General features: G+C 37.0%; 18 protein-coding genes. 7 read left to right on the forward strand and 11 right to left on the reverse strand.

Features of this window, described 5'->3' with window-relative positions; all coding sequences use genetic code 11:
* Window positions 1–20: 20 nt before the first annotated feature.
* From GWK10_RS17455 to GWK10_RS17475, 5 genes are all read right to left on the reverse strand, one after another.
* Window positions 21–701 (reverse strand): DUF4292 domain-containing protein, encoded by a 681-nt coding sequence (locus GWK10_RS17455; protein WP_164033687.1) that lies wholly within the window; start codon window positions 699–701, stop codon window positions 21–23.
* A 141-nt stretch (window positions 702–842) separates the two neighbouring features.
* Window positions 843–2,201 carry a tetratricopeptide repeat protein gene (locus tag GWK10_RS17460; protein ID WP_164033688.1) on the reverse strand — a complete coding sequence of 453 codons (1,359 nt, stop codon included), beginning with the start codon at window positions 2,199–2,201 and terminating at the stop codon, window positions 843–845.
* 269 nt (window positions 2,202–2,470) lie between these two features.
* Complete coding sequence (locus GWK10_RS17465; RefSeq protein ID WP_164033689.1) at window positions 2,471–3,487, reverse strand: sugar nucleotidyltransferase; 1,017 nt, start codon at window positions 3,485–3,487, stop codon at window positions 2,471–2,473.
* Window positions 3,488–3,540: 53 nt separating this feature from the next.
* Window positions 3,541–3,975 carry a dUTP diphosphatase gene (gene dut, locus GWK10_RS17470; protein WP_164033690.1) on the reverse strand — a complete coding sequence of 145 codons (435 nt, stop codon included), beginning with the start codon at window positions 3,973–3,975 and terminating at the stop codon, window positions 3,541–3,543.
* A gap of 42 nt (window positions 3,976–4,017) precedes the next feature.
* Window positions 4,018–5,442, reverse strand: coding sequence for an oligosaccharide flippase family protein (locus tag GWK10_RS17475; protein ID WP_164033691.1), 1,425 nt, complete (start codon window positions 5,440–5,442; stop codon window positions 4,018–4,020).
* Between the two features lie 123 nt (window positions 5,443–5,565).
* Here GWK10_RS17475 and GWK10_RS17480 point away from each other — a divergent pair, with 123 nt between their 5' ends.
* Entirely contained in the window at window positions 5,566–5,883 is a 318-nt protein-coding gene (locus GWK10_RS17480) for a YbjQ family protein (RefSeq protein ID WP_164033692.1), read from the forward strand.
* Between the two features lie 215 nt (window positions 5,884–6,098).
* On the opposite strand, the gene GWK10_RS17485 is transcribed toward GWK10_RS17480, so the two are convergent.
* From GWK10_RS17485 to GWK10_RS17510, 6 genes are all read right to left on the reverse strand, one after another.
* Window positions 6,099–7,505, reverse strand: coding sequence for a GH1 family beta-glucosidase (locus GWK10_RS17485; RefSeq protein ID WP_164033693.1), 1,407 nt, complete (start codon window positions 7,503–7,505; stop codon window positions 6,099–6,101).
* A 46-nt stretch (window positions 7,506–7,551) separates the two neighbouring features.
* A complete protein-coding gene (locus GWK10_RS17490; protein ID WP_164033694.1) occupies window positions 7,552–9,252 on the reverse strand; it encodes a glycoside hydrolase family 9 protein in 1,701 nt (566 codons plus the stop codon).
* Window positions 9,253–9,323: 71 nt separating this feature from the next.
* On the reverse strand, window positions 9,324–9,815 hold the full coding sequence (locus GWK10_RS17495) for a DUF2452 domain-containing protein (protein ID WP_317164703.1): 492 nt from the start codon (window positions 9,813–9,815) through the stop codon (window positions 9,324–9,326).
* A gap of 19 nt (window positions 9,816–9,834) precedes the next feature.
* Window positions 9,835–11,199, reverse strand: a complete 1,365-nt coding sequence (locus GWK10_RS17500; protein WP_164033695.1) for a Gfo/Idh/MocA family oxidoreductase — start codon at window positions 11,197–11,199, stop codon at window positions 9,835–9,837.
* A gap of 10 nt (window positions 11,200–11,209) precedes the next feature.
* Window positions 11,210–12,097, reverse strand: a complete 888-nt coding sequence (locus GWK10_RS17505) for an FAD:protein FMN transferase (protein WP_164033696.1) — start codon at window positions 12,095–12,097, stop codon at window positions 11,210–11,212.
* 26 nt (window positions 12,098–12,123) lie between these two features.
* Window positions 12,124–12,621: a hypothetical protein gene (locus GWK10_RS17510; protein WP_164033697.1), complete on the reverse strand. Its 498-nt coding sequence runs from the start codon at window positions 12,619–12,621 to the stop codon at window positions 12,124–12,126.
* A 315-nt stretch (window positions 12,622–12,936) separates the two neighbouring features.
* Between GWK10_RS17510 and GWK10_RS17515 the strand changes: the two genes are divergently transcribed.
* The 6 genes from GWK10_RS17515 to GWK10_RS17540 all read left to right on the forward strand — a co-directional run.
* Window positions 12,937–13,467 (forward strand): histidine phosphatase family protein, encoded by a 531-nt coding sequence (locus tag GWK10_RS17515; RefSeq protein ID WP_164033698.1) that lies wholly within the window; start codon window positions 12,937–12,939, stop codon window positions 13,465–13,467.
* A gap of 51 nt (window positions 13,468–13,518) precedes the next feature.
* Window positions 13,519–16,314: a helix-turn-helix and ligand-binding sensor domain-containing protein gene (locus GWK10_RS17520; RefSeq protein ID WP_164033699.1), complete on the forward strand. Its 2,796-nt coding sequence runs from the start codon at window positions 13,519–13,521 to the stop codon at window positions 16,312–16,314.
* A gap of 249 nt (window positions 16,315–16,563) precedes the next feature.
* Window positions 16,564–19,767 carry a glycoside hydrolase family 2 TIM barrel-domain containing protein gene (locus tag GWK10_RS17525; RefSeq protein WP_164033700.1) on the forward strand — a complete coding sequence of 1,068 codons (3,204 nt, stop codon included), beginning with the start codon at window positions 16,564–16,566 and terminating at the stop codon, window positions 19,765–19,767.
* A 6-nt stretch (window positions 19,768–19,773) separates the two neighbouring features.
* Window positions 19,774–21,180, forward strand: a complete 1,407-nt coding sequence (locus tag GWK10_RS17530; RefSeq protein WP_164033701.1) for a glycosyl hydrolase family 16 — start codon at window positions 19,774–19,776, stop codon at window positions 21,178–21,180.
* A 27-nt stretch (window positions 21,181–21,207) separates the two neighbouring features.
* The gene (locus tag GWK10_RS17535) at window positions 21,208–22,098 is read left to right on the forward strand and encodes a glycoside hydrolase family 16 protein (RefSeq protein WP_164033702.1); all 891 of its coding nucleotides are present in this window, start codon (window positions 21,208–21,210) and stop codon (window positions 22,096–22,098) included.
* A gap of 15 nt (window positions 22,099–22,113) precedes the next feature.
* The coding region (locus tag GWK10_RS17540; protein WP_164033703.1) for an immunoglobulin-like domain-containing protein at window positions 22,114–24,196 on the forward strand (2,083 nt) is incomplete at its 3' end.

The following is a 24,196-nucleotide window of genomic DNA, read 5'->3' on the forward strand; positions in this document are numbered from 1 at the left end:
TATTTTCTTCAATCTAAAACTCAATTAATTTGAATTTGCTTATACCCATTTGGAATTTTAAAAGGAAACGAAATATCCTCATCAAAATTAACTGTTCTATATTCAAACGCAATTTTGGTATGTGTGGTATTTTCTCTAGCGATAATATCAATTTTTTTTGGCAATACTTTTCCTTTCACTTTTTGATATTCTGGGTATAAAATCGATAATTCTCTTGCTTTATCGCCTTGACGAAGCCGTTGCTCTGCCATTTTAAAATTCTGGCTATTCACAAAAAACAGCTTGTCAAAAAGTGGGATGTTTTGAGATGGTTGTAATTTATAGGAACGCTTAAAAATAGAGCTTTCTAGCTTTTCTTCTTTTAAATCGAAAATGGCTTGGCCCATTAACATATCTTCTAATTGAGAATACGTTAACTCAGTTCCTAAAAGATCAGTTAGTAAGCTAAAATCTCCATCAAAATAATTCTTTTCTAGCTTGTTGTAATATTGAACTTGAGTTGGCGTAATCAATGCCTTTGCACCAACAATTCCCAAAAAAGAAACGCTAAGCCAAATGGTCTTTCCTTTTTCAATACGAATATTGGCCGTGACCGTTTGACCTCGACTTTCATCTTCATAACGAACCTTAGCGCGTCCTTTTAAGGTCTTAAAGTCTATATAGTTTTTATAATGATTTTTAACAATTTTACGCGCATTCATAGGATTTACAATTGAAGTATTTCCAACAGAAGAAGTGCTCTTGCAAGAAGATAAAACTATCACAAAAGAGAGAATTCCTAAAGCTATATTAAATTTTTGGAACACTAAAGTATTTTTTAGATTAATCTTTATTCCTAATAATCAACTATTTATTCTAATAAGTTGTGATTCGTAGTACTTTACTTTTTTAAAATTATTTAAACTGCGATAAGCCACAATTAGCTCCTTATAAATACTAGATTCTAACTTAATATCATCTACTACAAAATCAATACCAATCTCTAAAACGTCAATTGCTTCTTTATATTTTTGGAGATTGTTGCTTGCTGCTCCTTTTAAGAAATACAGCACTGGTTGTGAGGGATAATTATCAATAGCTTTAGTGGAATTGTCATACAGTGTTTTAAAATCCTTACGCTCTGCCAATAGGAATAACTGCTTCTTAAGGGCATCGAAATTATTAAGTGCGAGATTGTTTCCACCTAAAGCCAGCTGCATATATTTTGTCCCTTGAGCATCATTGTTCTTCTTTAAAAAGAAATTGGCTAAATCCATATAAATCGATTTGCTTCCTTGAATTTCTGAAAACAAAGTAGCTGCATTTTCTAATGCCAATTCCTGATCAGGATGAGTTTCAGCATAGCGCATAAAATCATAGATGACCTTAAACTTGGCTTCCTTATTAATCTGCGTTGCCTTTACTACGGTATTCATGGAATTGACAGCCTTGTCAATCTCTTCTTTTTCTAAATAATATTTAAACAAACCCAAGTGAGCTAGCTTAGAATCTGGGATTGATTTTAACAAACGCTCAGAAACCTTAAAAGCAGCATTTGCATCTCCTTTTTCACTTAAAAGATAAATTAAGGAGAGGTAATTTTTTTCATTTTTTGGATTGTCAGAAATGCGTTTGTTCCAATAATTTACTTCTTCATTGTCAAACCCACTTATGGTATAGAGTTGTGCCCGAATGCTGTCTCTTGAATATGATCGACCTTGAGTTGCATCTAGATCATCCAACACAGCTATTGCATTTTTAAACTGTCGCGTTCGCATATATAAAGTAAGTAGATCTTCTTTATAAATAGGGTGGTGGGCGATGAGCTTTTTTACAGTAGTAATTGCCAAATCAAGGTTTTGAGTTTGATAGTACACCTCGTATAACGACTCTAAATACCACTCGTTGTTAGGCGACTTCTCTAGTGCTTTTTTAAGGCTAACTTCGGCAGCATCAAACTTTTTAAGCAGCAAGTTGTTTTTACCTATTTCAAAATTGACAATGGCTTTAGTATCATCAATGCGTTGACATTTTAGAAGTGCCACTAATGCCTTTTCATAATTCTCAATACCACGTTGTTTTAAGGCTTCAAAAAAGTGCTCCTGAAACTCATCCGTTACATCGCCAAGGTCATCGTTGATTTCTACTTGTTGTGATAGTAGTAACTGCGGAATGCAAAATCCTAATAAAAGAAGTACGTGTATTGTTTTTTGAACTAGCAATAGTGGGTTTCTTTTTGCTGTAAATTACGGATTTCTCCCCAAAACGGGCTTTAGTTAACTAAAATATAGGAATATGAGGTCCAATAGTTATTGTCAAATTTCAATGTCAGTTCGAGTGATCCCGATAGCTATCGGGATTGTATCGAGAACCTTTCGCCTAAGAGAAATGGAATCACTTAAATAGATCTCGATACAATTCTTATTTTCTTATCAGTCAATAAGAATCACTCGATCTGACATTGTACTATGAAGCTTTGTTGATAGAAAAACTACTCCAAAACGGAATAATCTCCGATACTAACTCGTGTAAACTCACCGTCAAACTTGGCGTTATTCCCAATCATAGCCTCTTCTAGAGTGGCATTTTTAATCAGGGAATTTGTTTGAATTAGACTATTTTTTACTTTAGAATCCAAGACTTTAGTGTTTTTTCCGATTGAAACATGTGGTCCGATTTTAGAATTGACAATTACAGCACCTTCACCGATAAAACAAGGTTCAATTACTTCAGAGTTTTCTATTTGGGCTGAATCTGCAACTAACTTTTCACCGTCAGCATGCAAGAAATTAAGCATGCGCTGATTGGTTTCGATAGTAACCGTTTTATTTCCGCAATCCATCCACTCATCAACAGTTCCCGTTTTAAATATCTTGCCTTTGGCCATCATTTGCTTGATACCATCGTTAATTTGATATTCACCACCATTGATAATATTATTGTCTAATACATATTGAAGTTCATTTTTCAACACTCCAACATCTTTAAAGTAGTAAATGCCAATTACTGCTTGATCACTAACAAACTCAGTCGGCTTTTCTACAAGCTCTATGATTTCATTTTTTTCATTTAAGTTGACTACGCCATAGGCTTCTGGATTCTCAACTCTTTTTGTCCAGATCACACTATCTGCATCTGCATCTAAGTCAAAATCGGCGCGAATCAAGGTGTCGGCATATGCAATTACCGCCGGTCCACTTAATGATGGTTCAGCACACATAATAGCGTGCCCTGTTCCCTTAGGGTCTAGTTGACGGTAAATGCTGGCTTTTGCACCGAGTTCAGTCGCCAATTCTTTCAGGCTTTCAACAACGTCGTCTCCAAAAAATGCAGGATCACCTAAAATGAAAGCTATCTCTTCTATATCTTGTTTTAAAACACCGGCAATATCAGCCACTAATCGGTGAACGATCGGCTTGCCTGCTACAGGAATTAATGGTTTTGGTACAGTTAAACTATGTGGGCGAAGTCGGCTTCCGCGACCGGCCATTGGTACTATTATTTTCATATTTTTTCATTTCATTCCCGCGAAGGCGGGAATCTATATTTTGATTAACTACTTCACTTGACCCCAGTACTGCCAAATCCGCCAGCTCCACGATCGGTCTCCGATAGTACTTCTACCTCTTCCCAGCTTGCTTGCTCATGCTTAGCAATGACTAATTGAGCAACGCGTTCGCCATCTTCGATTACGAAATTTTCGTTAGATAAATTGACCAATATCACACCAATTTCACCGCGATAATCAGCATCTACCGTTCCTGGTGCGTTTAATACTGTGATTCCTTTTTTGGCAGCGAGTCCACTTCTTGGACGCACCTGCGCTTCAAAGCCAACCGGCAAGGCGATGAACAAACCCGTTTTAACGATTGTACGTTCTAATGGTTTTAAGGTAATGGGTGACTCGATATTGGCCCGAATATCCATACCAGCTGATGCCACTGTTTCGTAATTAGGTAATGCGTGTTTTGATTTGTTGATGATTTGCACTGTCATAAGCTCTCTCCGTTTCCTCTATTCAAAGAGGTGATATAGTTGTTAGTTTAAAATCGATTTTAGTTCTTTCTTTTCTATCAGAAAAACAGCTCCCAAAAATACTAAAACAAAAGCGGATGCGAGCCAGTAGTTTTCCCTGAATTGAATGAAAGATACAGCCGATAATCCGATAGCGAGTGCAAGGTAAAATCCGATTTTTTTGAGATCATAGGGAACAGGATAATGTTTTTTTCCCAGTTGATAGGAAATGATCATCATACCGCCATAAGCCGCCAAGGTCGCCCAAGCCGATGCGATAAAACCAATTTTAGGAATCATAATCCAATTAAATGCAATAGTGATAATAGCACCGATGATTGATATATACATCCCGTATCGGGTTTTATCAGTTAGTTTATACCAAATAGATAAATTGTGATAAATGCCTAAACATAAATTGGCAAGCAATACAATTGGAACAATATCGATGGCTTTATGGTAAGCAGTATCTCTTACGATGAAATTTTTAAGTGGATCTATAAAACAGCAAATGATCAAAAGCCCAAGCCCCCCGGCAATGACGAAGTATTTTAAGATAGTAGCATAATTCTCAACGGCATTATCCGATTTTGCATGACTAAAAAAGAAGGGCTCTGCACCTAAGCGAAAGCCTTGGATAAATATCGTCATGAAGACGGCAATTTTATAACAACCGGCATAGGCACCCATGGTATCTTCATCAATCATTTCTTGAAGCATTAGCTTATCTAAATTTTCATTAATGACAAATGCCAATCCTGCAACTAAAATGGGCCATCCATAACTCAACAATTTTCTGAAAAGTCCAGTGTCGAAAACCAACTTCAACTTAAAAAACAACGGGAATAACAGGATTAGGGTAACTGCACTTGCAGAGAGATTTGCCCAAAAGACATACTGAAGCAATTCCTCCTTATTATAAAATGAAAATTCTAATGAGAATTCTGGAATTATCCATAGGAAAAATAAATTGACAAAACCTACGATGGCTATGTTCGTCAATTTAACTCCTGCAAAGCGAATAGGTCGATTCTTGGCTCGTAAATATGCAAACGGAGCAACTACTAATGCATCTAATGCTGTAATCCCTACTAATATTTTAAAATAATAACGATCTACTTTAATTAAATCAGCTAACTGATCCTTAAAAATCCAGACGCCTATAAAAAATAGGATTGTTGAAACTGTAAGACTGATTAATGCTGTGGTATAAACAGTATCCTTCTCTTTATGTGTATTAAAGAAGCGGAAAAAAGCAGTTTCCATTCCATAGCTTAATAATACGTTTAGGAAAGCGGCATATACGAAGAACTCAGTAACGCCAGAATAATCGACAGTACCCATAGCCGCTGTATGCAACGGGACAAGAATAAAACTAATAAAACGAGCAAGCACAGTAGTAATGCCATAAATGGCGGTGTCTTTAAAAAAACGTTTTAGTGCGCTCAAGCTTAATTATGTGTTTAGTAGGGACAAAGAAACAAAAAAACGATTAAGATAAACGCAATGATTCGTTTTGTTGAGATGTAACATAAACTATGTTTTCACTACTTATAATTAAAACGAGAGAGAATGATCTTAACAACTACAAACTCAATTGACGGAAAAACAATATCAAACTATTTAGGTGTCGTTACTGGAACGACCTATGTTGTTAATTATGGTACAAAGGGAATGTCTTTTAAGGATATGTTTAATAGTAGTAAGTACTATGCAAATTATGAAAATGGCTTAGAGGAAGCCAAAGAAGAAGCATTTCAAAAGTTGAGAGATAATGCCAATAACCAAGCTGCTGATGCCGTGGTAGGAATATCTTTTGATATTGAAATGATGGGGGCCAATGGCGTAACCATGGTATCAATTGTTGGAACTGCCGTTAAGTTTGCTTAGGGATTTCCTAGAATGGGCAAGAGTAAGGAAAGTCTCCCCTAGAGGGGAGATTTAGAGGGGTGTTCACCATGAGCTAGATCGAAATAGTAATACTATTGGAGTTTTATAGAATAGATTAACACCCATCCCCGGTCCTTCCCTCAAGGGAAGGGAGAAATTTGCCATTTGCAAAGAAATCACCTTTAAAGTAGAGATCGGTAGAGGATGTAATCAGACTAGTGCACTTTATCTTTAAGAGTATGTCTTTCCTGATGCTCTTTGATGGTTTTAGTAAACCATTTAGCTGAATCTTTTGGGATTCTTTCCAAAGTGTCGTAGTCGATATAATTGATGCCAAAACGTTGTGAATATCCTGAGGCCCATTCAAAATTATCAAACATACTCCAGGCGAAATAGCCTTTTAGGTTAACGCCATTTTTTATGGCTTCGTCGCAAGCTTCTAGGTACGATTTATAAAATTGAATTCGACGTTCGTCATGGACCTGGCCATCGGCTGAAGGCTTATCATGATAGGCGCATCCATTTTCAGTAATGAATATTGGTGGGTTGTCATATCGATCGGCTATCCACTCTAATAACTTCTTGCATCCCCATGGTACCACTGCCCAATTAAAATCAGTTAAATCCCAGTTGGGATCTTGAGATATTTGCACATCTTGATCTTCTGAAAGTCCTCCGTTACCATAGGCCGATGTTTCTACGGCATTCTCATCCTGTTCAGCTGCATACATGGTAGTATAGTGATTGAGTCCGAAGAAATCAGACGAGTCTTTTAATAGACTCTTTTCTAATTCGCTAAACTCTGGTAGTCTATTCCCTAGGCGATCCTTCATTACTTGTGGATAATCTCCTAAATAAATAGGATCTGCAAACCAGCCTAAGAAGAACAATAGAGCTCTTTGAGCCGCTTCAATGTTTTTTGGTTGATTATCAATTGGCTCTCGCCAGTCACAATTATTGGTAATACCAATAGTACCTTGTTGTTTTTTAAAATATGATTTATAAACATTTACTGCTTTGGCGTGTGCAATAAGCAAATGATGTGCAGCTAAATAAGGTTCGCTATTAGAGATATGTCCCGGAGCGAAAACGCCTTGACCATAACCTAAAATTGCTACTACCCAAGGTTCATTTAATGTAATCCAGTGCTTAACACGATCTCCAAAACGATCAAAACAAACGGTAGCATATTGCTCAAAATAATAGCTTATTTTAGGATTTAACCAGCCATCTTCTTCTTCCTGTAAAGCCAATGGTAAATCCCAGTGATATAATGTGACCCAAGGTTGAATGTTGTTAGCCAGCAATTCATCGATTAAATCATTGTAAAACTGGATCCCTTTTTCATTTACTTCCCCTTTTCCATTTGGTAAAATACGAGTCCAAGCTATGGAAAAACGATAGGCAGTAAATCCTTGTTGCTTTAACAGAGCAACGTCTTCTTTGTACTTATGATAATGATCGATTGCGATATCGCCATGGTCATCATTCAATATTTTTCCTGGAATTTTGCAGTAGGCATCCCAAATAGAAGGTCCTTTTCCGTCTTTGTCATGTGCGCCTTCAATTTGGTACGATGAGGTTGCACTTCCCCATAAAAAATCGCTTGGAAAATTAGTCATTGTTGTTTTAGGTAGTTTGGTGCTTTAATTTGTTGTTATATACTAATTAATTACTCTCATTTGCTAAAAAACCAAGTACATATACCGCTGCTGAATTCCAGTTTAGGCATATTTCATTACTCGCATAACTTGCTTCGTCATCTGCCCAAGCTTTCATTGGCGCTTCGTTGTTAGGATATGTTACCTCATTCTTGTCTTGTTTCCGACTATTTGGCCCTCCTGAAATGAATCCAGGAACAGGTTCTAATACTTCATCTCCAGCACTTTGACGATGGTGAATAAACATCGGAGTTTTATCACCAAAACCAGTTACAAAGCTATAAGCTGTGGCATTTTTACCAAATACATAATCTGCAATTTCTTGTACTGTTTTTAAGTATATTGGCTTTTTCGTGATTCTGTAGGCATTTGCCACGATCATAGCTGTATTGAAGATGTCGCTATTCGATCCCCATTGAAAATCGGATAATGGTTGAAAGTAAGCTGTTTTTTCTGTTAGTTCTACTAACTCATCTGCGGCAAGTACAAGTTCCGTTTCTAATTTTGTTTTAAGCGGGCCATCTTCTAAATGATCTATAAGTGCAATTGCACCTATATAGTGCATGTGATTTGCCCAACTTTCTCCTGGTTTAAAGCTAAAGTCAACTTTACTTGATCTTATATCTTCTAAATATGACTCTTGTTGAGTAGTCAAATATAACTCGGCTGCTGCCCAGTAAAATTCCTGACTAAAATCACTATCGCCATATTCACCTGTTACAACATTTTCTGGGTTTTTGTATGCAATTTCAGGATTCTTTTTTGCCCAATTATATGCCTTTATAGCGGCCGACATACAGGTGTTTGAATATGCTGAATCAATCTCTTTAAAGGCTTGAGCCATTTTAGCAGCAACGGCTGCAAAGTCTAAAGTTGCTGTGGTTGATTTTCCGATTATAAAGCGTTCTTCAGTAGCCTTTTCTGGCAGGATCATTCCTGTAAAACGTTTGGTAGTCAATTTAAAGAAAACGCCTCCATCATGATCTTGCATTCTTAGAAGCCAATTCATTTCATATTTCAATTCATCAAGAAGATCTGAATTCCCATTTCCGCTTTCTGGAATATTCAAAGTATTGTCTTTGTGAAAATCGGGATATTGCTCATGTAGCGTTAACATTTGTCCAAGAGGGTAAGAACCATTTACCACATATTTTCCAAAGTCACCGGCGTCATACCAGCCTCCCCAACCGTCCATAGTTCCTTCTTTATTTGTCGAAGGATGAAAACTCACATTATTATCGGGATGGCCAGCTTTGCGATGCCATTTTCCTGCATGCTTTTCTGGAAGATCGGTACTAGCACGTTGATAATACAATGCTTTTATTACTGCTCTGGCTGATTCATCAAGAATATTATTATTAATATCGAAGGCATGTGAATAGCCTAAATTTTCAACATACAATCGATAGCTGCCTGGAACGGAAAAAGTAGAAAAATCAGCTATCTGAACTGTTTCCCCAGCTAAATCCCATTTTTGCAAAGTGCTAAGCTCACCTTCAAAAACTGATTTGTTATTGGCAAGATCAATTAGTTGAAATTTACTTGTATTATCTCCTTCAACAATAACTGCTTTTTTAGGAGCATTAGGATAATAGCCTACCTGATTAATGCGAATGGAATCGGCTTTGGAATTATCAATTTCTGGTAATGGTTGTTGACAACTCGCCACTAAAAAAAAGCAGCAAACTAAGTGGAAAAGGTACTTCATTGGTTAAAATTTCGACTAAAGATAAAAGAATGAATGACAGAGCCGAATGGAAAGAGTTTCTTTCAATATGTTTAGCCAACGATATCGTTATCGGTTCGCTGCCAAACCTTATCAGCTTTTAATTGAAATGAGCCTAAATGCTTAAAATTACATTCGTCTGGTGCAATTAGCGAAAGGAATGTGTTTTTATCCATTTTCTCATAAAGATGGTAGATTTCTCCAATAATTGGCTCAAAATTAAATTTTGCGTTATAAATGATGTTGTTGTATTCAAACTCCGTCATGAGTTTTTCGTAGGCCGCTTTTAATTCTTCATAACGTGTTTCAAACAGATGATTTGCACTGTTAATATTTCTGTTTTTCCAAAGCGCAATGTCATCAATTTTGATAACAGGCGAACCTACATTAGTGGCATAAGGAAGCATGTGTGCCTCGTATTGTTCTGTATCTTCATTGAATACAATATTATCTGGTTTTTTCTTCATAGCAATAGCATGCAATTTGTACTTTGTACAAAGATACTGAAATACTATGCGAGGACTTCTAAATGCTATTTTAAGCATTACAACATTTTTTTGTTAATCAAATATTGTATGCACTCTTATTAATAGTAACCTTTTTACCACCGCTATTAATTGCCTCATGTATCTTATATATACAAAGTTCACTTTTGTATGATGCTAAAGCATTGTAGTTCAACTTTTCATTACCAATGATCGCCTCAATAAAATTGTATAAATGGGCTGTATGCGAATTAAGATTATACACCTTATCCATTTCTAGCATTTCATTAATTTCATAACTTACTTGGGGTGCAGTTTCCGTGATTCCAGAATCGCCTTGCTCTTTTGATTTGTATGATGCCAAACCGCCTAGATTTTTAAGAAAACCATTGTCAATATACTTTTGCCATTCATTTGCTTTCACTCTGGATTCTCGGTAAATTTTATTGTCTTTTCCTTCTGAAATAATAAACGCACCCTTGTCTCCTATAAATCGTTCATTAACACCGATTGCTCGTGAATGCGAGATATTTTCATAAATCCCAATTGCCTTGCCATTAGGGGTGTCGTATTCTAAAATAGTTGCCATGGTGTCAGCCTGCTCTAGGCCATAATAAGAGTTGTTTCCGGTAGCATATATTGTGTGCGGGTATGCATTAAAAAACCAATTGAAAATATCTATTTGATGCGACCCTAGGTCAGATACAACGCCCCCGCCTAATTTCTTATAATTTCGCCAATTATAAACTTGATCTTGTGTTTCAAATCCGTAATTTTTGATAACTGCCATATCTAGATCTTCTTGACGACTTTTGGGAAAGCTATATATTTTTGATCGATTCCATTGGCCTATAGCATGTGTAAGATTACCAAATATTTTTTCTTGCTGTATTAGTTTTTGGTACATAAATCTGTATCGATCATTACTTCTTCTTTGGCGTCCTATTTGAAGTAATTTTCCTGTTTTTTTCATGGCTTTAGCCATTTTTTTAGCATCTCTTAGATTGTTAGACATCGCTTTTTCGCAATACACGTGCAAACCACTTTCCATCGCATCTACGGTATGCTGCATATGCCAAAAATCAGGCGTTGTTAAAACAACAGCATCTAGGTTTTCTTTAGCAAGCATTTCGTAAAAATCTTCATAAGCACTTATCTTAGTATTATATCTCCTTTCAAAACGACGCTTTGCTCCATCTCTTCTACTTTTTACTATATCGCAAACAGCAACCAGATTAGCACTTTCAATTTTGGGGATATTACTAAAAATTACACCACGACCGCGCACTCCACAACCTACCACACCAATATTTACCTTTTCTCTGGAAAATAGGGGGTTGGCTATAATGTTAAATGGTTTTGCTAACACTAACCCGGTTCCTATCAAAGCGCTTTTTTTCATAAAATCGCGCCGTGTATTTTCTGGTTTCATTTTGTTGCTCATGACTTCTGTTTTAATTGCTATTTGTTAGCGTTTCGATTTTTCCATTTTTTATGTAGGCCACCCAATTTAGGCTGTCTATTTGATTGACTACTTCTTTAAGTTCTTCCTCTGGCATAACAAAAAAAGCTGTTGAGAGGGCATCTGATAATGCTGCATTATCTGTACATACCCAAACACGGTCAAACTGATCTTTAAGTTCATTTCTTCCGGTTTTAGGATTAAAAATATGTGCACCTTGCCAGTAGGTGCCAGATGCTGATATGCTAGTGTTTTTTAATTGGACGTTTTTACAATCTGTGGGTGATGTAAGTTGATATGACCAAGAGGTATTGGGTGATGCGTTATTACCAGATAATATGGTACTATCTCCTGCTTCTAAAGTGTAAATATTAATTCCGTTTTCTTCTAAGAAATCTTTTACGCTGTCTAGGGCATATCCTTTTCCTATAGCTCCTAGATCAATCTTAATTCCTTCATTAATGCAATAAACTTTGGGTTGATCAGGGTCCACGTAAATACTGGCTTCGGTTGATATTTTGTACGCCTTTTTTAATGCATCGTTTACTTCATTTGCGTTAAGAATACCTTCCTTAGCACCTTTAAAAATATTCATATATTCTCCAACATTGATGTTGAATGCTCCATAGGTTTTTTTGCTAATAGCTATGGCGTTCTTTATAATTTCCCAAGTTTCAAGTTCAATGGGTAAATGCTCATTTTTCTTTAATCTATTTATTCTTGAAATATCACTATCTGGAATAAATCTGCTGAGTGTTAATTCCAGATCATCAACAATTGCAAAGGCCTCTTGCATAATTGCTTTAGAGGTTTCTTCATGTTCAGTTTGAATTTGAAATCTAAACTGAGTGGCCATTGCCTGGTGTTCTTCAGTATACATAAGAATGTGATTTATTAGGGTAGGATTTAATTCGCTCTAGCAAACACTTTGTTTAGTCTTTGTGTAATTAAATATGCGTATTCATAGGCATCTACTAGCACAGATTCTCCGGTAATTGCATCTACTTCATCCATTTTAGAATCTCCGTCACTTGAAGTGGTCAATACAATGATTTTATTTTTTATTGAAGTATTGGCCCGTATGAATCTTTTTACCGATCTAGGAGGATTTAGAAACTCCCAACTATGCAGAATAACAATGGCATCCCAGTTGTTAACATTCAAATCTTTTAATGCTGAAAGCTCGGTTACTTTAAAGTTAACATCATCAAAATTTAATTCCAGCTCTTCTACCACTTCATTTTTGAAATCACTATCCTGTTTAGATAGGAGCACTTTATACGGTTTTTTATTCTCAACAATATTTGCTATTTCTTGGGCACGGCTATGGAAGCAAAAGGCGCTCAGAAAAAATAGGAGAACAACGATCTTAAAACCGCTTTTGTAATATGCAAAGCTCTTCATGGTTTAGGAATTATCTGCACTAAGTTAGAGATACATAGGAAGGCTAACTATGACCAAAATCAGCTTCATGATCAAAATGTTAATCTGACCCACAACAATTAAATTCGGGCCAGTGGAGATTGGATTAACTATTGAGAAGTTCATTAATCACTTTTTTCGTTCTCCTGATACAAGTAATGAAATTTCATTAAAGTGTTCAAACCTAAAAAAAAAGCTATTGTCTATGCCTTTTGAAGCCAAATCATATCGTTTTTGGAAAAAGACAATATAAATTTGTGTACTTTTAATTATTCTACTTGAAATAGCATCTTCATCATGAAAAAAGTCATAATCTTTATACTACTTTTTACTGCCAGCTTTTATTTACAAGCGCAAGAAGATGTAGCCACCACATATTATTTTGTACGTCATGCTGAAAAACAAGTGGATGGAACTAGAAACCCTCATTTGACAGAAGAGGGTAAAGCTCGTGCCAACAAATTGGGGACTATGTTTAAAAATGAAAAGATAGATGTTATTTACACAACAGATTATTACCGAACTAAAGAAACGGCATCAGGCATAGCCGTTGCTATGAAGATGCCTGAAAAGCTTGAGCCAGGAAGTATATTTAATATTACAGTAAAAGCATACGATCCGCGTGACATAAATTTACCTCAATTTCTTAAGGAGACTAAAGGTAAGAGAGTGGTAGTGGTAGGACATAGTAATACGACTCCAAATTTTGTAAATTCTATCTTAGGTAAGAAAAAGTACGAACAAATCGACGAATCTGTTTATGGTAATGTGTATATCGTTACTGTAATTGGCGACAAGGCAGAAGCTACTTTATTCAATATCGATTAGTTTTTCTAGGCTTTCATTACTAGTTTAAATATTTTTCTTCATCTTTAATGCATGAGATTTTTTTGTGCAATACTCATTTTTGGTGCTTTTCAGTTTGTGTTTGGGCAAGAACTCCCGCCAGTTCAAAATTTTTACCCTAAAGATTATCATAGCGAAAATCAAAACTGGTCTATCTCTCAGTCCGATTCTAAATTAATTTATGTAGCTAACAGTAAGGGCTTGTTAGAATTTAACGGTGCGAGCTGGCAATTATATCCATCTCCAAACGAAACAATCATGCGATCTGTATATGTCGTAAACGATCGCATTTACACAGGTTGTTTTATGCAATTTGGATATTGGACGAAAACTACATTGGGTATATTAAGTTATACCTCATTATCTGATAAAATTGCGAGCGATCTTCTAGAAGATGAAGAATTTTGGAATATAATTGCATTAGACGATTCTATTATTTTTCAGTCTTTAAAGCGTATTTACGTCTATAATGTCAAGGATCAATCATTTACTACAATTGATTCTAAGAATAAGATCACTAAAATTTTTAAAGCAGGAAAGCGTATTTATTTCCAGCGATTAAACGAGGGTTTGTTCAAAATTGAATACGGAAGGGATGTGCTAGTTTTTGATGATGAGATCGTGAAAGAAGATGAGGTAATAGCTATTTTCGAACAAAACGGTAATCAGGTTATACTTACCCAGCATAATGGTTTTTATAAACAAGAGGATGGGATTTTAGTCTTTGACGATCGTTTCCCTAATAATATATTATCCAAGGAAAGCTTGTATGACGGTATTCAATTAGATGACGGTAATTTTGTTTTAGGAACAATTGCTAATGGTTTAATTTATATTGATGATGTTGGTGAGATAGCATATCAACTGGACCAAGATCGCGGACTTGCCAATAATACGGTTTTAGCTCTTTATGAAGATGTAGACAGTAATATTTGGCTGGGTCTAGATAACGGTATAAGCTACATTAATACGAAATCACTGTTCACAGTATTTAATGATAATAAAGGGATACTCGGTAGTATTTATGCTTCAGTTGTTTATAATGGCAATTTGTATTTGGGGACCAACCAAGGTCTTTTTTATAGAAAGTTTGATAGTAATGATGAGTTTAAGTTTATTGAAAACACGCAGGGACAAGTCTGGTTTTTAAAGGAAATTTCCGGAACATTATTCTGTGGCCACAATACGGGAACCTATGAAGTAAAGGGAGATGCGGTAGTAAAAATAGCTGGGATTGAAGGGACTTGGAAGATATCTACTATAAATAACAGACCGGATTTACTATTGCAAGGAAATTATGATGGATTGTATGTGCTAAAACAATCTAACAGTAGCTGGACGCTTAGAAACAAGATTAAGAACTTCAACAACTCGGTACGCTATTTTGAACTTTTAAACGGACTACTATTCGTAAATCACGAGTATAATGGTGTTTTTAAAATGGAAATTGATACGGATTTCTATGAAGCCCGAAATGTCACTATCGATACTACTATCAAAGGATCGAATTCGGGGATGATCAAGTATAATAACGAGCTTTTGTATGCTTATAAAAAAGGAATTTTTAAATATGATGCCACCAACAAAAAATTTATAAAAGATGATTTTTTAAGTGGTATTTATACAGAAGATGAATATGAGTCAGGCAAGCTCGTCCTAGATGAAAAAGATAATCTTTTATGGGGATTTGCCCAGACGAATATAAGTTTTATAGAACCATCAAAGCTTACAAATACCGCTAATATTAGAAGTGTTCCACTTACTAAGGAAATGAGGAAAGGTATTTTGGGTTATGAAAGTATTACACGATTGGGTGATCAAAACAGCTACTTGTTAGGGACTACTTCAGGGTATATTAATCTTGATGTGGATAAAATGTTAGAACCAGATTTCGAGGTGCACATATCTTCAATATCTAATAGGGATATAAAAGAGAAAGAAGGCCTCTTAAACAAAAACGATGTAGGAGATTTCAAAAACAATGAGAACGATATTGTAATTAAATATTATACCCCAGAATTTAATAAATATATCGCTACCTATTATCAATTTCAGCTAGAAGGGACAGGAGATGATTGGAGTGATTGGTCGGAAACATCCACTAGTAGTTTTGAAAATTTATCCTATGGCGACTATGTGTTTTCCGTTAAAGCTAAAATAGGCAATAAGGTATCTAATAATACTGCTACATATTCATTTTCCATTGCAAAGCCATGGTATATTTCGAACTTGATGTTGGTCTTATATGCGATAGGAATTGTTTTGTTCTCATTTTTTATGCATACAAATTATAGGCGTTACTATAGAAAGCAACGCGAAAAATTAATACTTAAGAACAAACAGGAACTACAGTTGGCTCAAGCAGAAAACGAAAAAGAAATCATCCAGATAAAGAATGAGCAGCTTAAAAAGGAAAATAAGAGTAAAAGTAAGGAGCTAGCCGCCTCTACAATGAGCATTGTTAAGAAGAACGAACTACTTACTACTATAAAAAACGAACTTGATAAGATTGACGATAAGAATGTGACTAGGTCGGTAGTCAAAATTATTAATGCGAATCTGAATGAAAGCGATGACTGGGAATTCTTCAAAAAAGCGTTTAATAATGCTGATAGTAAGTTTCTTAAAAAGCTGAAGAAGGTACACCCTTCATTGTCACCAAATGACCTTAAATTATGTGCTTATCTACGGTTGAATTTATCATCAAAAGAAATAGCCCAATTATTTCATATTTCACCTCGTAGTGTTGAGATTAAAAGGTATCGACTTCGCAAAAAAATGGACTTGAAACACGAAGAAAACCTCGTCAATTACATTTTGAAGCTTTAGCATACCTCAACAAGTAGCGCTTTTACCACAACATTACCTATACAGTTCTTCTTTTGTGCTTTAAATAGGCACGTTCCAAAGCTTTTTTTGTTTACTCTGCAACCCCTTGTAAATCAGTCTAAGACGGGGTTTTAACTGCTAATATCTCAAAAAAATTGCTAAATTTTTATGATGTATGTTTTTTGTAGAGGTGATTTTTAAGGATTCTTCATTCTATGCTGATAGTTTTATAGAATCAAAAATCGCTATATGTCTAAACTTCAAAACAAGCTACTCAACCTAATAGTTCTTTTTGCTTTTACCATTGGTTTTTCTCAGACCCAAAAAGTATCCGTGGAGAAAAGTGAAAAAGGAATGCAGTTGGTAGTAGATGGGAAAAAATTCATGATCAATGGGATGAATTGGGATTATATTCCAATTGGAACGAATACTGTTGACGCACAATTCTGGGAAAAATCTGATGATATTATAAAAGCGGGACTAGATACTGAGATGTCGCTTTTAAAAAACATGGGTGTCAATGTTATAAGACAATATACAGGTGTTCCTGCAAGATGGATCAAATATATATACGAAGAGTATGGCATTTACACGATGCTTAACCATTCATTTGGAAGGTATGGGCTGACACTAGACGGGGTATGGACGCCTATTACAGATTATGCTGACCCAAAAACTCAAGAATTTCTGATGTCTGAAATTGAGACACTAGTTAAAGGGTATAAAAATACACCTGGCTTATTAATGTATTTGTTAGGCAATGAAAATAACTACGGTTTATTTTGGGCGGGAGCTGAAACCGAAGAGTTTCCAGATGATGAAGATGAGAAGAAGTTCATAGGAGAAAAAAGAGGGCGACCAATGTATCGCTTAATGAACGAGGCTGCTAAGAAAATGAAAGCTATGGACACCTCGCATCCTGTTGCTATTTGTAATGGAGATGTATTGTTTATAGATATTGTTGCTGAAGAATGTAAAGATGTAGACATCTACGGAACCAATACCTATAGAGGTGTTTCCTTCGGTGATATGTTCGAGGTGGTTAAAAGCAAACTAGACATGCCGGTCATGTTTACTGAGTTTGGTGCTGATGCCTATAACGAAAAAGAGAAAAAGGAAGATCAATTTTCTCAAGCCTATTACATGGTAGGTAACTGGAAAGAGATTTATGAAAATGCCGCTGGTCTTGGTAAGTCTAATAACTCAATTGGTGGTTTCACCTTTCAATTTAGTGACGGTTGGTGGAAATTTGGTTTCAACGATCGAAAAAATGCCGATGTACACGACAATAACGCATCATGGCCAAATGGAGGTTATAGTCGAGATCAGGCGAAAGAAGGTGATAATAATATGAACGAGGAATGGTTTGGTATCTGTGCTAAGGGACCAACCAATTCTAGAGGACTTTATGAATTGTTTCCAAGAGCGGCATATTACGCTTTAAAAGAGGCACATCAACTAAATCCTTATGTAGATGGTGTAGATCTTGATTTTATAAATAATCACTTCAATAACATTCAAATAATGGATGCGGTTTTAAAAGCGCGAGGAGATAAAGCCGCTTTAAATGCCGAAAGTGGAGGTAAGATCCAGCTGAGTACTTTACGCGCTGAGTTCACTACTTTCAATACAGGCGGTAATTTGATCACAACTCCAGATAATGAAGATCCTAATGCCAACGTATTTCCAAACCAGTTAGGCTTTGATCACATGCAATCTTATTATATAGGGGTAGAAGGAAAGCCTGCATCGAATATGAGAGCCAATGTTAATTTTAACATACTGGGCAATGTTGCTGAGAATCCTATTGATGAAATATTTTATGAAAATGTAGGTAGACCAATTACAGTTCAAGGTGTAGACGCCGGAAATAATTTAGATGTTGAAATTGCAGATTTTAATAGGTTACGTGTATACAATGCGGAGTTTGAGTGGAATACTAAGCTTGCCGACGTAAAAGGTTTTTATAGAACAGGACACTACCATTGGGGATATGAGGGGGACTTTTTTGGATTATATCCTGAAGCTAACTACGGTCCCAACTTAGATATTTACAATGGTGAAATTCTGGGGATGGAATTTGACGGTAAGAAAGAACTGAAAGGCTTTAAAGCCGCATTTGGCCCTCAACTTTGGTGGGGAGCGAACCCAACAGTTCTATTAAAGTATGGTCGTAAGCTAGGTCATTGGGATGTTACTGGAATATATCATAGAGATCTTGAAACAGAAGTAACATTCGACGCTAGTGGTCGCAGGGTGTTAGATGCAAATCAGGTACGTAGTGGTGTAATTCCTGCTTGGCCGACTGAACGAGCAACGGTTGTTGTTGAACGAGAATTCGGAAAATTCGGTCTTACATTAGGGGGTATCTGGGGCGGAAGTCCTTTAAATGGTAGTTCGTTTCAAGACGTTACTGGCGAACCAGGAAACTATACCGTATTTGAAGACAAAATTCAAAACACAGATAATTGGGGAGCTAAAGGAAAAATCACTTACCAAGGTGGTAAATTTAACTGGTATGCCCAAGGTGGTGTAATGGGATTAGTTGCTAATGGCGGTGTAGACCAAACACAAACCTTTACTGGTTGGAAGCTAAAAGATAACGGCAGCGGTAATCAATCAAACTTCTTGACAGGATTCACCTTCTCAATGGGCGATTGGCAAATAGCACCCAATTTTTTATGGCAAAAACCATTGGTTAATGCAATACCAAACGATGTGACTTCTCCAGGAAGACTGCGAAACATCATCGACGATCCTTTTGCGGTTCGTGGAAATAGGGAAACAACGGCGGGTGAAATATTATTCACTTATGATCCAACTCCCGCAACATGGATGTACGCATGGGATAGTGATCGATCAGAAGATGCCAAGTTGGCCGTAAGTGCCGGGTTTGTATACCGTCATCTTCCTACAACACAAGATGCGCATATTGGTTTCTTCGCAAACCGGACATTTTTTGCCTTCCCAAATTCAGCGCCAGCAACCGATTTATGGGAAGCCCATACGCGTATTGTTTCTAAAGTAAATAGAGATCTTGGACTAATTGCGAACTTATATTTTGGCAATGGTCAGGCTAATGGTAGTGATGAACGATTAGTCGAGCGTTTTGGTGGAGATATTAGAATGATATATAAGAAATTGAAGGTGCAGCACGCATTCAAAGTAAATGATTGGGGGCCTTTTGATTATCACAGAGATTTCAACTTGACATATCCTGCACAGCTAATGCTAGATATTTCTACAACTTTAGGTAAACCAGATTGGTTTATCCTGCCGAGCACACAAATCGGAATTCGTGGAACTTGGCGAGCTTTGAACGAATTTTCACCTCGCTATGCTCCTAATGCTGCAGAGGAATTTGCTACTTCTCCAATTATTAGTCCAGTAGGTTTTCCTGATGGAAATGAGTGGGAAATAAGAACATACATTCATATTAACATTGGTAAATAATACAGGATGAAAACGAAAAATTTAACAATGATAGCGATTAGAAAAATAGTATTAATCGGATGTATTCTTGCCATTGCTAGTGGCTGTGAAAGAGAATTTTCAGACGACGTTGAGTTTGCAGGCTTACCTGCCGATGGTGATGTTTTTATTGACGCATTTTCATCGGGCTTGAATTATTTCCCGTTTGTGGATGCAGGAGCAGATCCAGAAGCATTTTCCGTTGTGACTGATGACGTATTTTCAGGCACATCGGCTATGCGGTTTGATGTGCCTACATTTGGTAACGGATTCGTAGGGGCAACCTTCGCTACTACTTCAAATAGAGACCTTTCTGGTTTTGATGCACTTACTTTTTATGCACGAGCGTCGCAAGGAGCAACTATCGATGCAATAGGATATGGTGTTTCTGAAAACACTGACTTTCAAGTGACCGTAAATGGTTTAGCGATCAGCACTCGATGGGAAAAATATATTATCCCAATACCTGACCCTTCAAAGCTAGTTGATGAAACTGGTTTATTCTGGTTAGCGGAAGGTGCCTCATTTGAAGGTGATGAAGGCGGATACGTACTATACTTTGATGAGGTTAAGTTTGAAAAACTAGGGACAGTTGCCCAACCTAGACCGGCAATCTTCTCAGGTGAAGATTTGACAGAACAAGCTTTTACAGGTTCTAATCTTACAATAACAGGGTTAACACAAACTTTTAATTTAGAATCAGGAGTTAATCAAACAGTTGGTGCAGCACCTTCCTACTTCGATTTTACATCTTCTAACGTTGAAGTGGCAAGGGTAAACGAGCTTGGAGAAATTTCTGTTATTGGTGCAGGAACCGCAACTATAACGGCGCTATTAGGAGGTGTTTTGGCTGATGGCTCAGTCGAAATAACTTCAAGTGGAGGTTTACAAACTGCTCCTGTTCCCACTTTAGCGCAAGCTAATGTAAAATCTATTTTTAGTGATGCTTATGTAAATGATACCGAAAGTAATTTTACTCCAGGTTTTGGCGGCTCTACGACCGAAACATCAGTTACTTCAACAAGTGGGGGTAATGTATTGACCTACAACAATAACAATTTTACTGGAATCATTTTCGAGAATACAGTAGATGCTTCAGGCTTAACATTCTTACATGTAGATGTGTATGTGCAAGAAGCCGGAACTGAAGTCGGAATTCAGATCAGGGATATTGGACCGAATCAAATGATAGAAACAGATGTTAATAATGGTCTTCCAATTGGCGACGATCGGGATCGAAGATTCGATATAACAGGTCTTACCGCGGGGCAATGGACCTCATTTGACATACCTCTTGATGGAGATATTGCTAATCAGAAGAATAATCTAGGAGCCTTGATATTGACAGGCGGACCTAATTTCATACTTGACAATATTTATTTCTACACTGAATAAAAGGCTATAACGAAAAAAAATATGAAAATGGATAAAGAAAATAGTGCAAGAGACCGCGCTCTCAGTTATTCTAAGTGGGATTTCTTGAATAAACAACAACTAATCTTTTTAGTTACCAGTTTGACCGCTCCATTCGTAACGCTTCTTTTTACTAGTTGCGATGCTGATGATACGCAGCAGATAACAAATTTCGACCAACTAGTTCTTCAAGAGGAATTTGACAATGACGGAGCGCCTAATAGCGCAGTTTGGGGTTTTGATATTGGCACTGGCGAAAATGGTTGGGGAAATAACGAATTACAATACTACACCGATCGTACGGAAAATGTAACTGTACAAAATGGAATATTGCTTATCACCGCGCAAGAGGAATCTTTTGAAGGTTCGTCTTACACTTCTGCTAGATTACTAACTAAAGATAGGTTCGAGCAACAGTATGGGCGATTTGAAGCAAGAATTCGCTTACCATACGGTCAAGGTATTTGGCCAGCTTTTTGGATGCTTGGTGCTGACATCAATGAAAATCCATGGCCGGCTGCGGGAGAAATAGATATTATGGAATATCGCGGTCAAAACCCAAGTGTTTTAATAGGCAGCGTACATGGCCCCGGATATAACGGTGGCAATGCAATTTCTAAGGAGTATACGCTGCCAAATGATCGTTTCGATACAGGTTTTCATGTTTTCGGAATCGAATGGAGTCCAGAGAAGATTAACTTTTATGTAGATGATGTCTTATACAATCAGATCACTCCTGCTGATGTAACAGGAGAATGGGTTTTCAATAAACCATTTTATATACTAATGAATCTTGCTGTAGGAGGATCTTTCGTTGGGTCACCAAATGCAGAAACAGTTTTTCCACAAACAATGCTGGTTGACTACGTAAGAGTCTACAAAAACACCGAATTAAACTAACAACAAAACAAGATTATGCGACAAGTAATTCAACAATTTAAAAAGATCTCAATATTTATTTTGGTGTTGACCATCTTCGGATGTAACGAGGATGATTTCAACTTACCAAAAGTAGTTTCAGGATTTACATTCACTTTAAATGAAGATACTGGAACAGTAAAGTTTATTAATATATCAGAAAAAGCTACTAAGTACGAATGGGATTTTGGTGACGGGACTAGTTCTACGGAAATTAACCCAATCAAAACCTATGAAACAGGTACGTACACGATCACATTAAAAGCGATGAATGTTGCTGGAGCTTCTGATACGTTTGAAGACGAAATTACAGTACTCATTCCCGAAGTAGTGGCACTGCCAATAACATTTGATGGAGCTAATGTGAATTATGAGGCAGGACTTTTTGGAGGAACAAGTTTTGATGTGGTTGATAATCCTGCTCCAGGAGGAACTAACGATGTGGCTTCAAAAGTTGGAGCTATCACGAATAGCGGAGCGGCCTTTGAAGGAATCTTTTTCGACTTAGGAGCCCCAATTGATTTGGCCACAGAAAAGACCATAAAAATGAATTTCTGGTCAGAGTCAGCGATTGACGTTCTACTGAAACTAGAAGAAGGTAGTGCTGCAAGTATTGAAACGGTAGTGAGCCATGGTGGTTCAGGTTGGGAAGAAATACTATTCTCATTTACTGATGCGGCAGCCTATGAAAGACTTACTCTTTTTGTAGATGGACCTGGTACTACGGCTGGTACTTTTTATATTGATGATATTGTTCAGGTAGAAACACCAGTTCCTCCTTTCGATTCTGGCCTTCTTACCAATGGAGATTTTGAGAATGGTGACGATCCCTGGATTGGTGGTGGTCGAAATATTGTTACTGAAGGCGACAATAGTTTCAATTTGGTCGATGTAACGACCGCAGGAAACCCATTTGATGTTAATTTGAGTCAGGTTGTTGAACTTACGCAAGGCACCAATTACATATTAACTTTTGATGCCTCTTCAGATCGTGCTAGAACGATGCTTGCTGGCATTGGTCTAAATGTGGATCCATTTACAAACACGGCACCATCCGTTAATTTAACGACGGAAACACAGACGTTTACCTTGCAATTAGCTGCTAACGATTTTGGCGGTGCAGATAGTAGAGTTCTATTTGACATGGGTGCTGAAGTAGGTACTGTAGTGATAGATAATGTTTCTTTAGTAGAAGGTGGCGATGGTAGTGACACCAATGGTGGTGGAGGCGGTTTCGATTCTGGGCTTATTACCAACGGAGATTTTGAAAATGGTGATGATCCATGGATTGGCGGTGGTCGAAATATTGTTACTGAAGGTGGTAATAGTTTCAATTTAGTTGATGTAATGACTGCGGGTAACCCATTTGATGTTAATTTAAGTCAGGTGGTTGCAATCACCCAAGGCGAAAGCTACATCTTAAAGTTCGATGCGTCTTCAGATCGCACTCGAACGATGCTAGCCGGAATTGGGTTAAATGAGGCTCCGTTTACGAATACAAGTCAATCAGTAAGTTTAACAACAGATACTCAAACCTTCACTTTGATGTTGACGGCTACCGATTTCGGTGGAGCCAATAGCCGCATTTTATTTGATATGGGTGCTGAAGTTGGCACTGTCGTAATTGATAATGTTTCACTTATGCTAGATGATTCTGGCAGTGGTGATACAGAGGCTCCGGTTATTACTTTAAATGGAGACGCTACCATTGAGGTAACGCAAGGCGAAACTTTTACTGATCCGGGTGCAACAGCTACTGATAATGTAGACGGAGACATATCTGGAAACATCACAGTGGGAGGAGATACTGTCGATACAGGTACAGTTGGGACTTATACAATTACTTATAATGTAAGTGATGCTGCTGGAAATGCTGCAACGGAGGTTACTAGAACCGTAAATGTTGTTGCTGGTGCTGGCGGAGATGCTCCAACTACAGCAGCACCAACACCGCCAACAAGAGATGCTGGCGATGTGATTTCGCTATTTAGTAACGCATATACAGATATTACAGTCGATACTTTTTACGCTGGTTTTAGTGCTGGAGGGGGATTGACTGACGTACAGGTTGCTGGTGATG

Source organism: Spongiivirga citrea, assembly GCF_010671565.1.
Taxonomy (GTDB): domain Bacteria; phylum Bacteroidota; class Bacteroidia; order Flavobacteriales; family Flavobacteriaceae; genus Spongiivirga; species Spongiivirga citrea.

Bases quoted from the DNA above. Each gene is read 5' to 3' on its own strand.
- dut (WP_164033690.1), bottom strand. From the start codon at position 3,975: ATGACAGTGCAAATCATCAACAAATCAAAACACGCATTACCTAATTAC.
- GWK10_RS17505 (WP_164033696.1), bottom strand. From the start codon at position 12,097: ATGTATACTGAAGAACACCAGGCAATGGCCACTCAGTTTAGATTTCAA.
- GWK10_RS17515 (WP_164033698.1), top strand. From the start codon at position 12,937: ATGAAAAAAGTCATAATCTTTATACTACTTTTTACTGCCAGCTTTTAT.
- GWK10_RS17520 (WP_164033699.1), top strand. From the start codon at position 13,519: ATGAGATTTTTTTGTGCAATACTCATTTTTGGTGCTTTTCAGTTTGTG.
- GWK10_RS17490 (WP_164033694.1), bottom strand. From the start codon at position 9,252: ATGAAGTACCTTTTCCACTTAGTTTGCTGCTTTTTTTTAGTGGCGAGT.
- GWK10_RS17510 (WP_164033697.1), bottom strand. From the start codon at position 12,621: ATGAAGAGCTTTGCATATTACAAAAGCGGTTTTAAGATCGTTGTTCTC.
- GWK10_RS17525 (WP_164033700.1), top strand. From the start codon at position 16,564: ATGTCTAAACTTCAAAACAAGCTACTCAACCTAATAGTTCTTTTTGCT.
- GWK10_RS17530 (WP_164033701.1), top strand. From the start codon at position 19,774: ATGAAAACGAAAAATTTAACAATGATAGCGATTAGAAAAATAGTATTA.
- GWK10_RS17480 (WP_164033692.1), top strand. From the start codon at position 5,566: ATGATCTTAACAACTACAAACTCAATTGACGGAAAAACAATATCAAAC.
- GWK10_RS17500 (WP_164033695.1), bottom strand. From the start codon at position 11,199: ATGAGCAACAAAATGAAACCAGAAAATACACGGCGCGATTTTATGAAA.
- GWK10_RS17455 (WP_164033687.1), bottom strand. From the start codon at position 701: ATGAATGCGCGTAAAATTGTTAAAAATCATTATAAAAACTATATAGAC.
- GWK10_RS17535 (WP_164033702.1), top strand. From the start codon at position 21,208: ATGGATAAAGAAAATAGTGCAAGAGACCGCGCTCTCAGTTATTCTAAG.
- GWK10_RS17495 (WP_317164703.1), bottom strand. From the start codon at position 9,815: ATGCTTAAAATAGCATTTAGAAGTCCTCGCATAGTATTTCAGTATCTT.
- GWK10_RS17465 (WP_164033689.1), bottom strand. From the start codon at position 3,487: ATGAAAATAATAGTACCAATGGCCGGTCGCGGAAGCCGACTTCGCCCA.
- GWK10_RS17485 (WP_164033693.1), bottom strand. From the start codon at position 7,505: ATGACTAATTTTCCAAGCGATTTTTTATGGGGAAGTGCAACCTCATCG.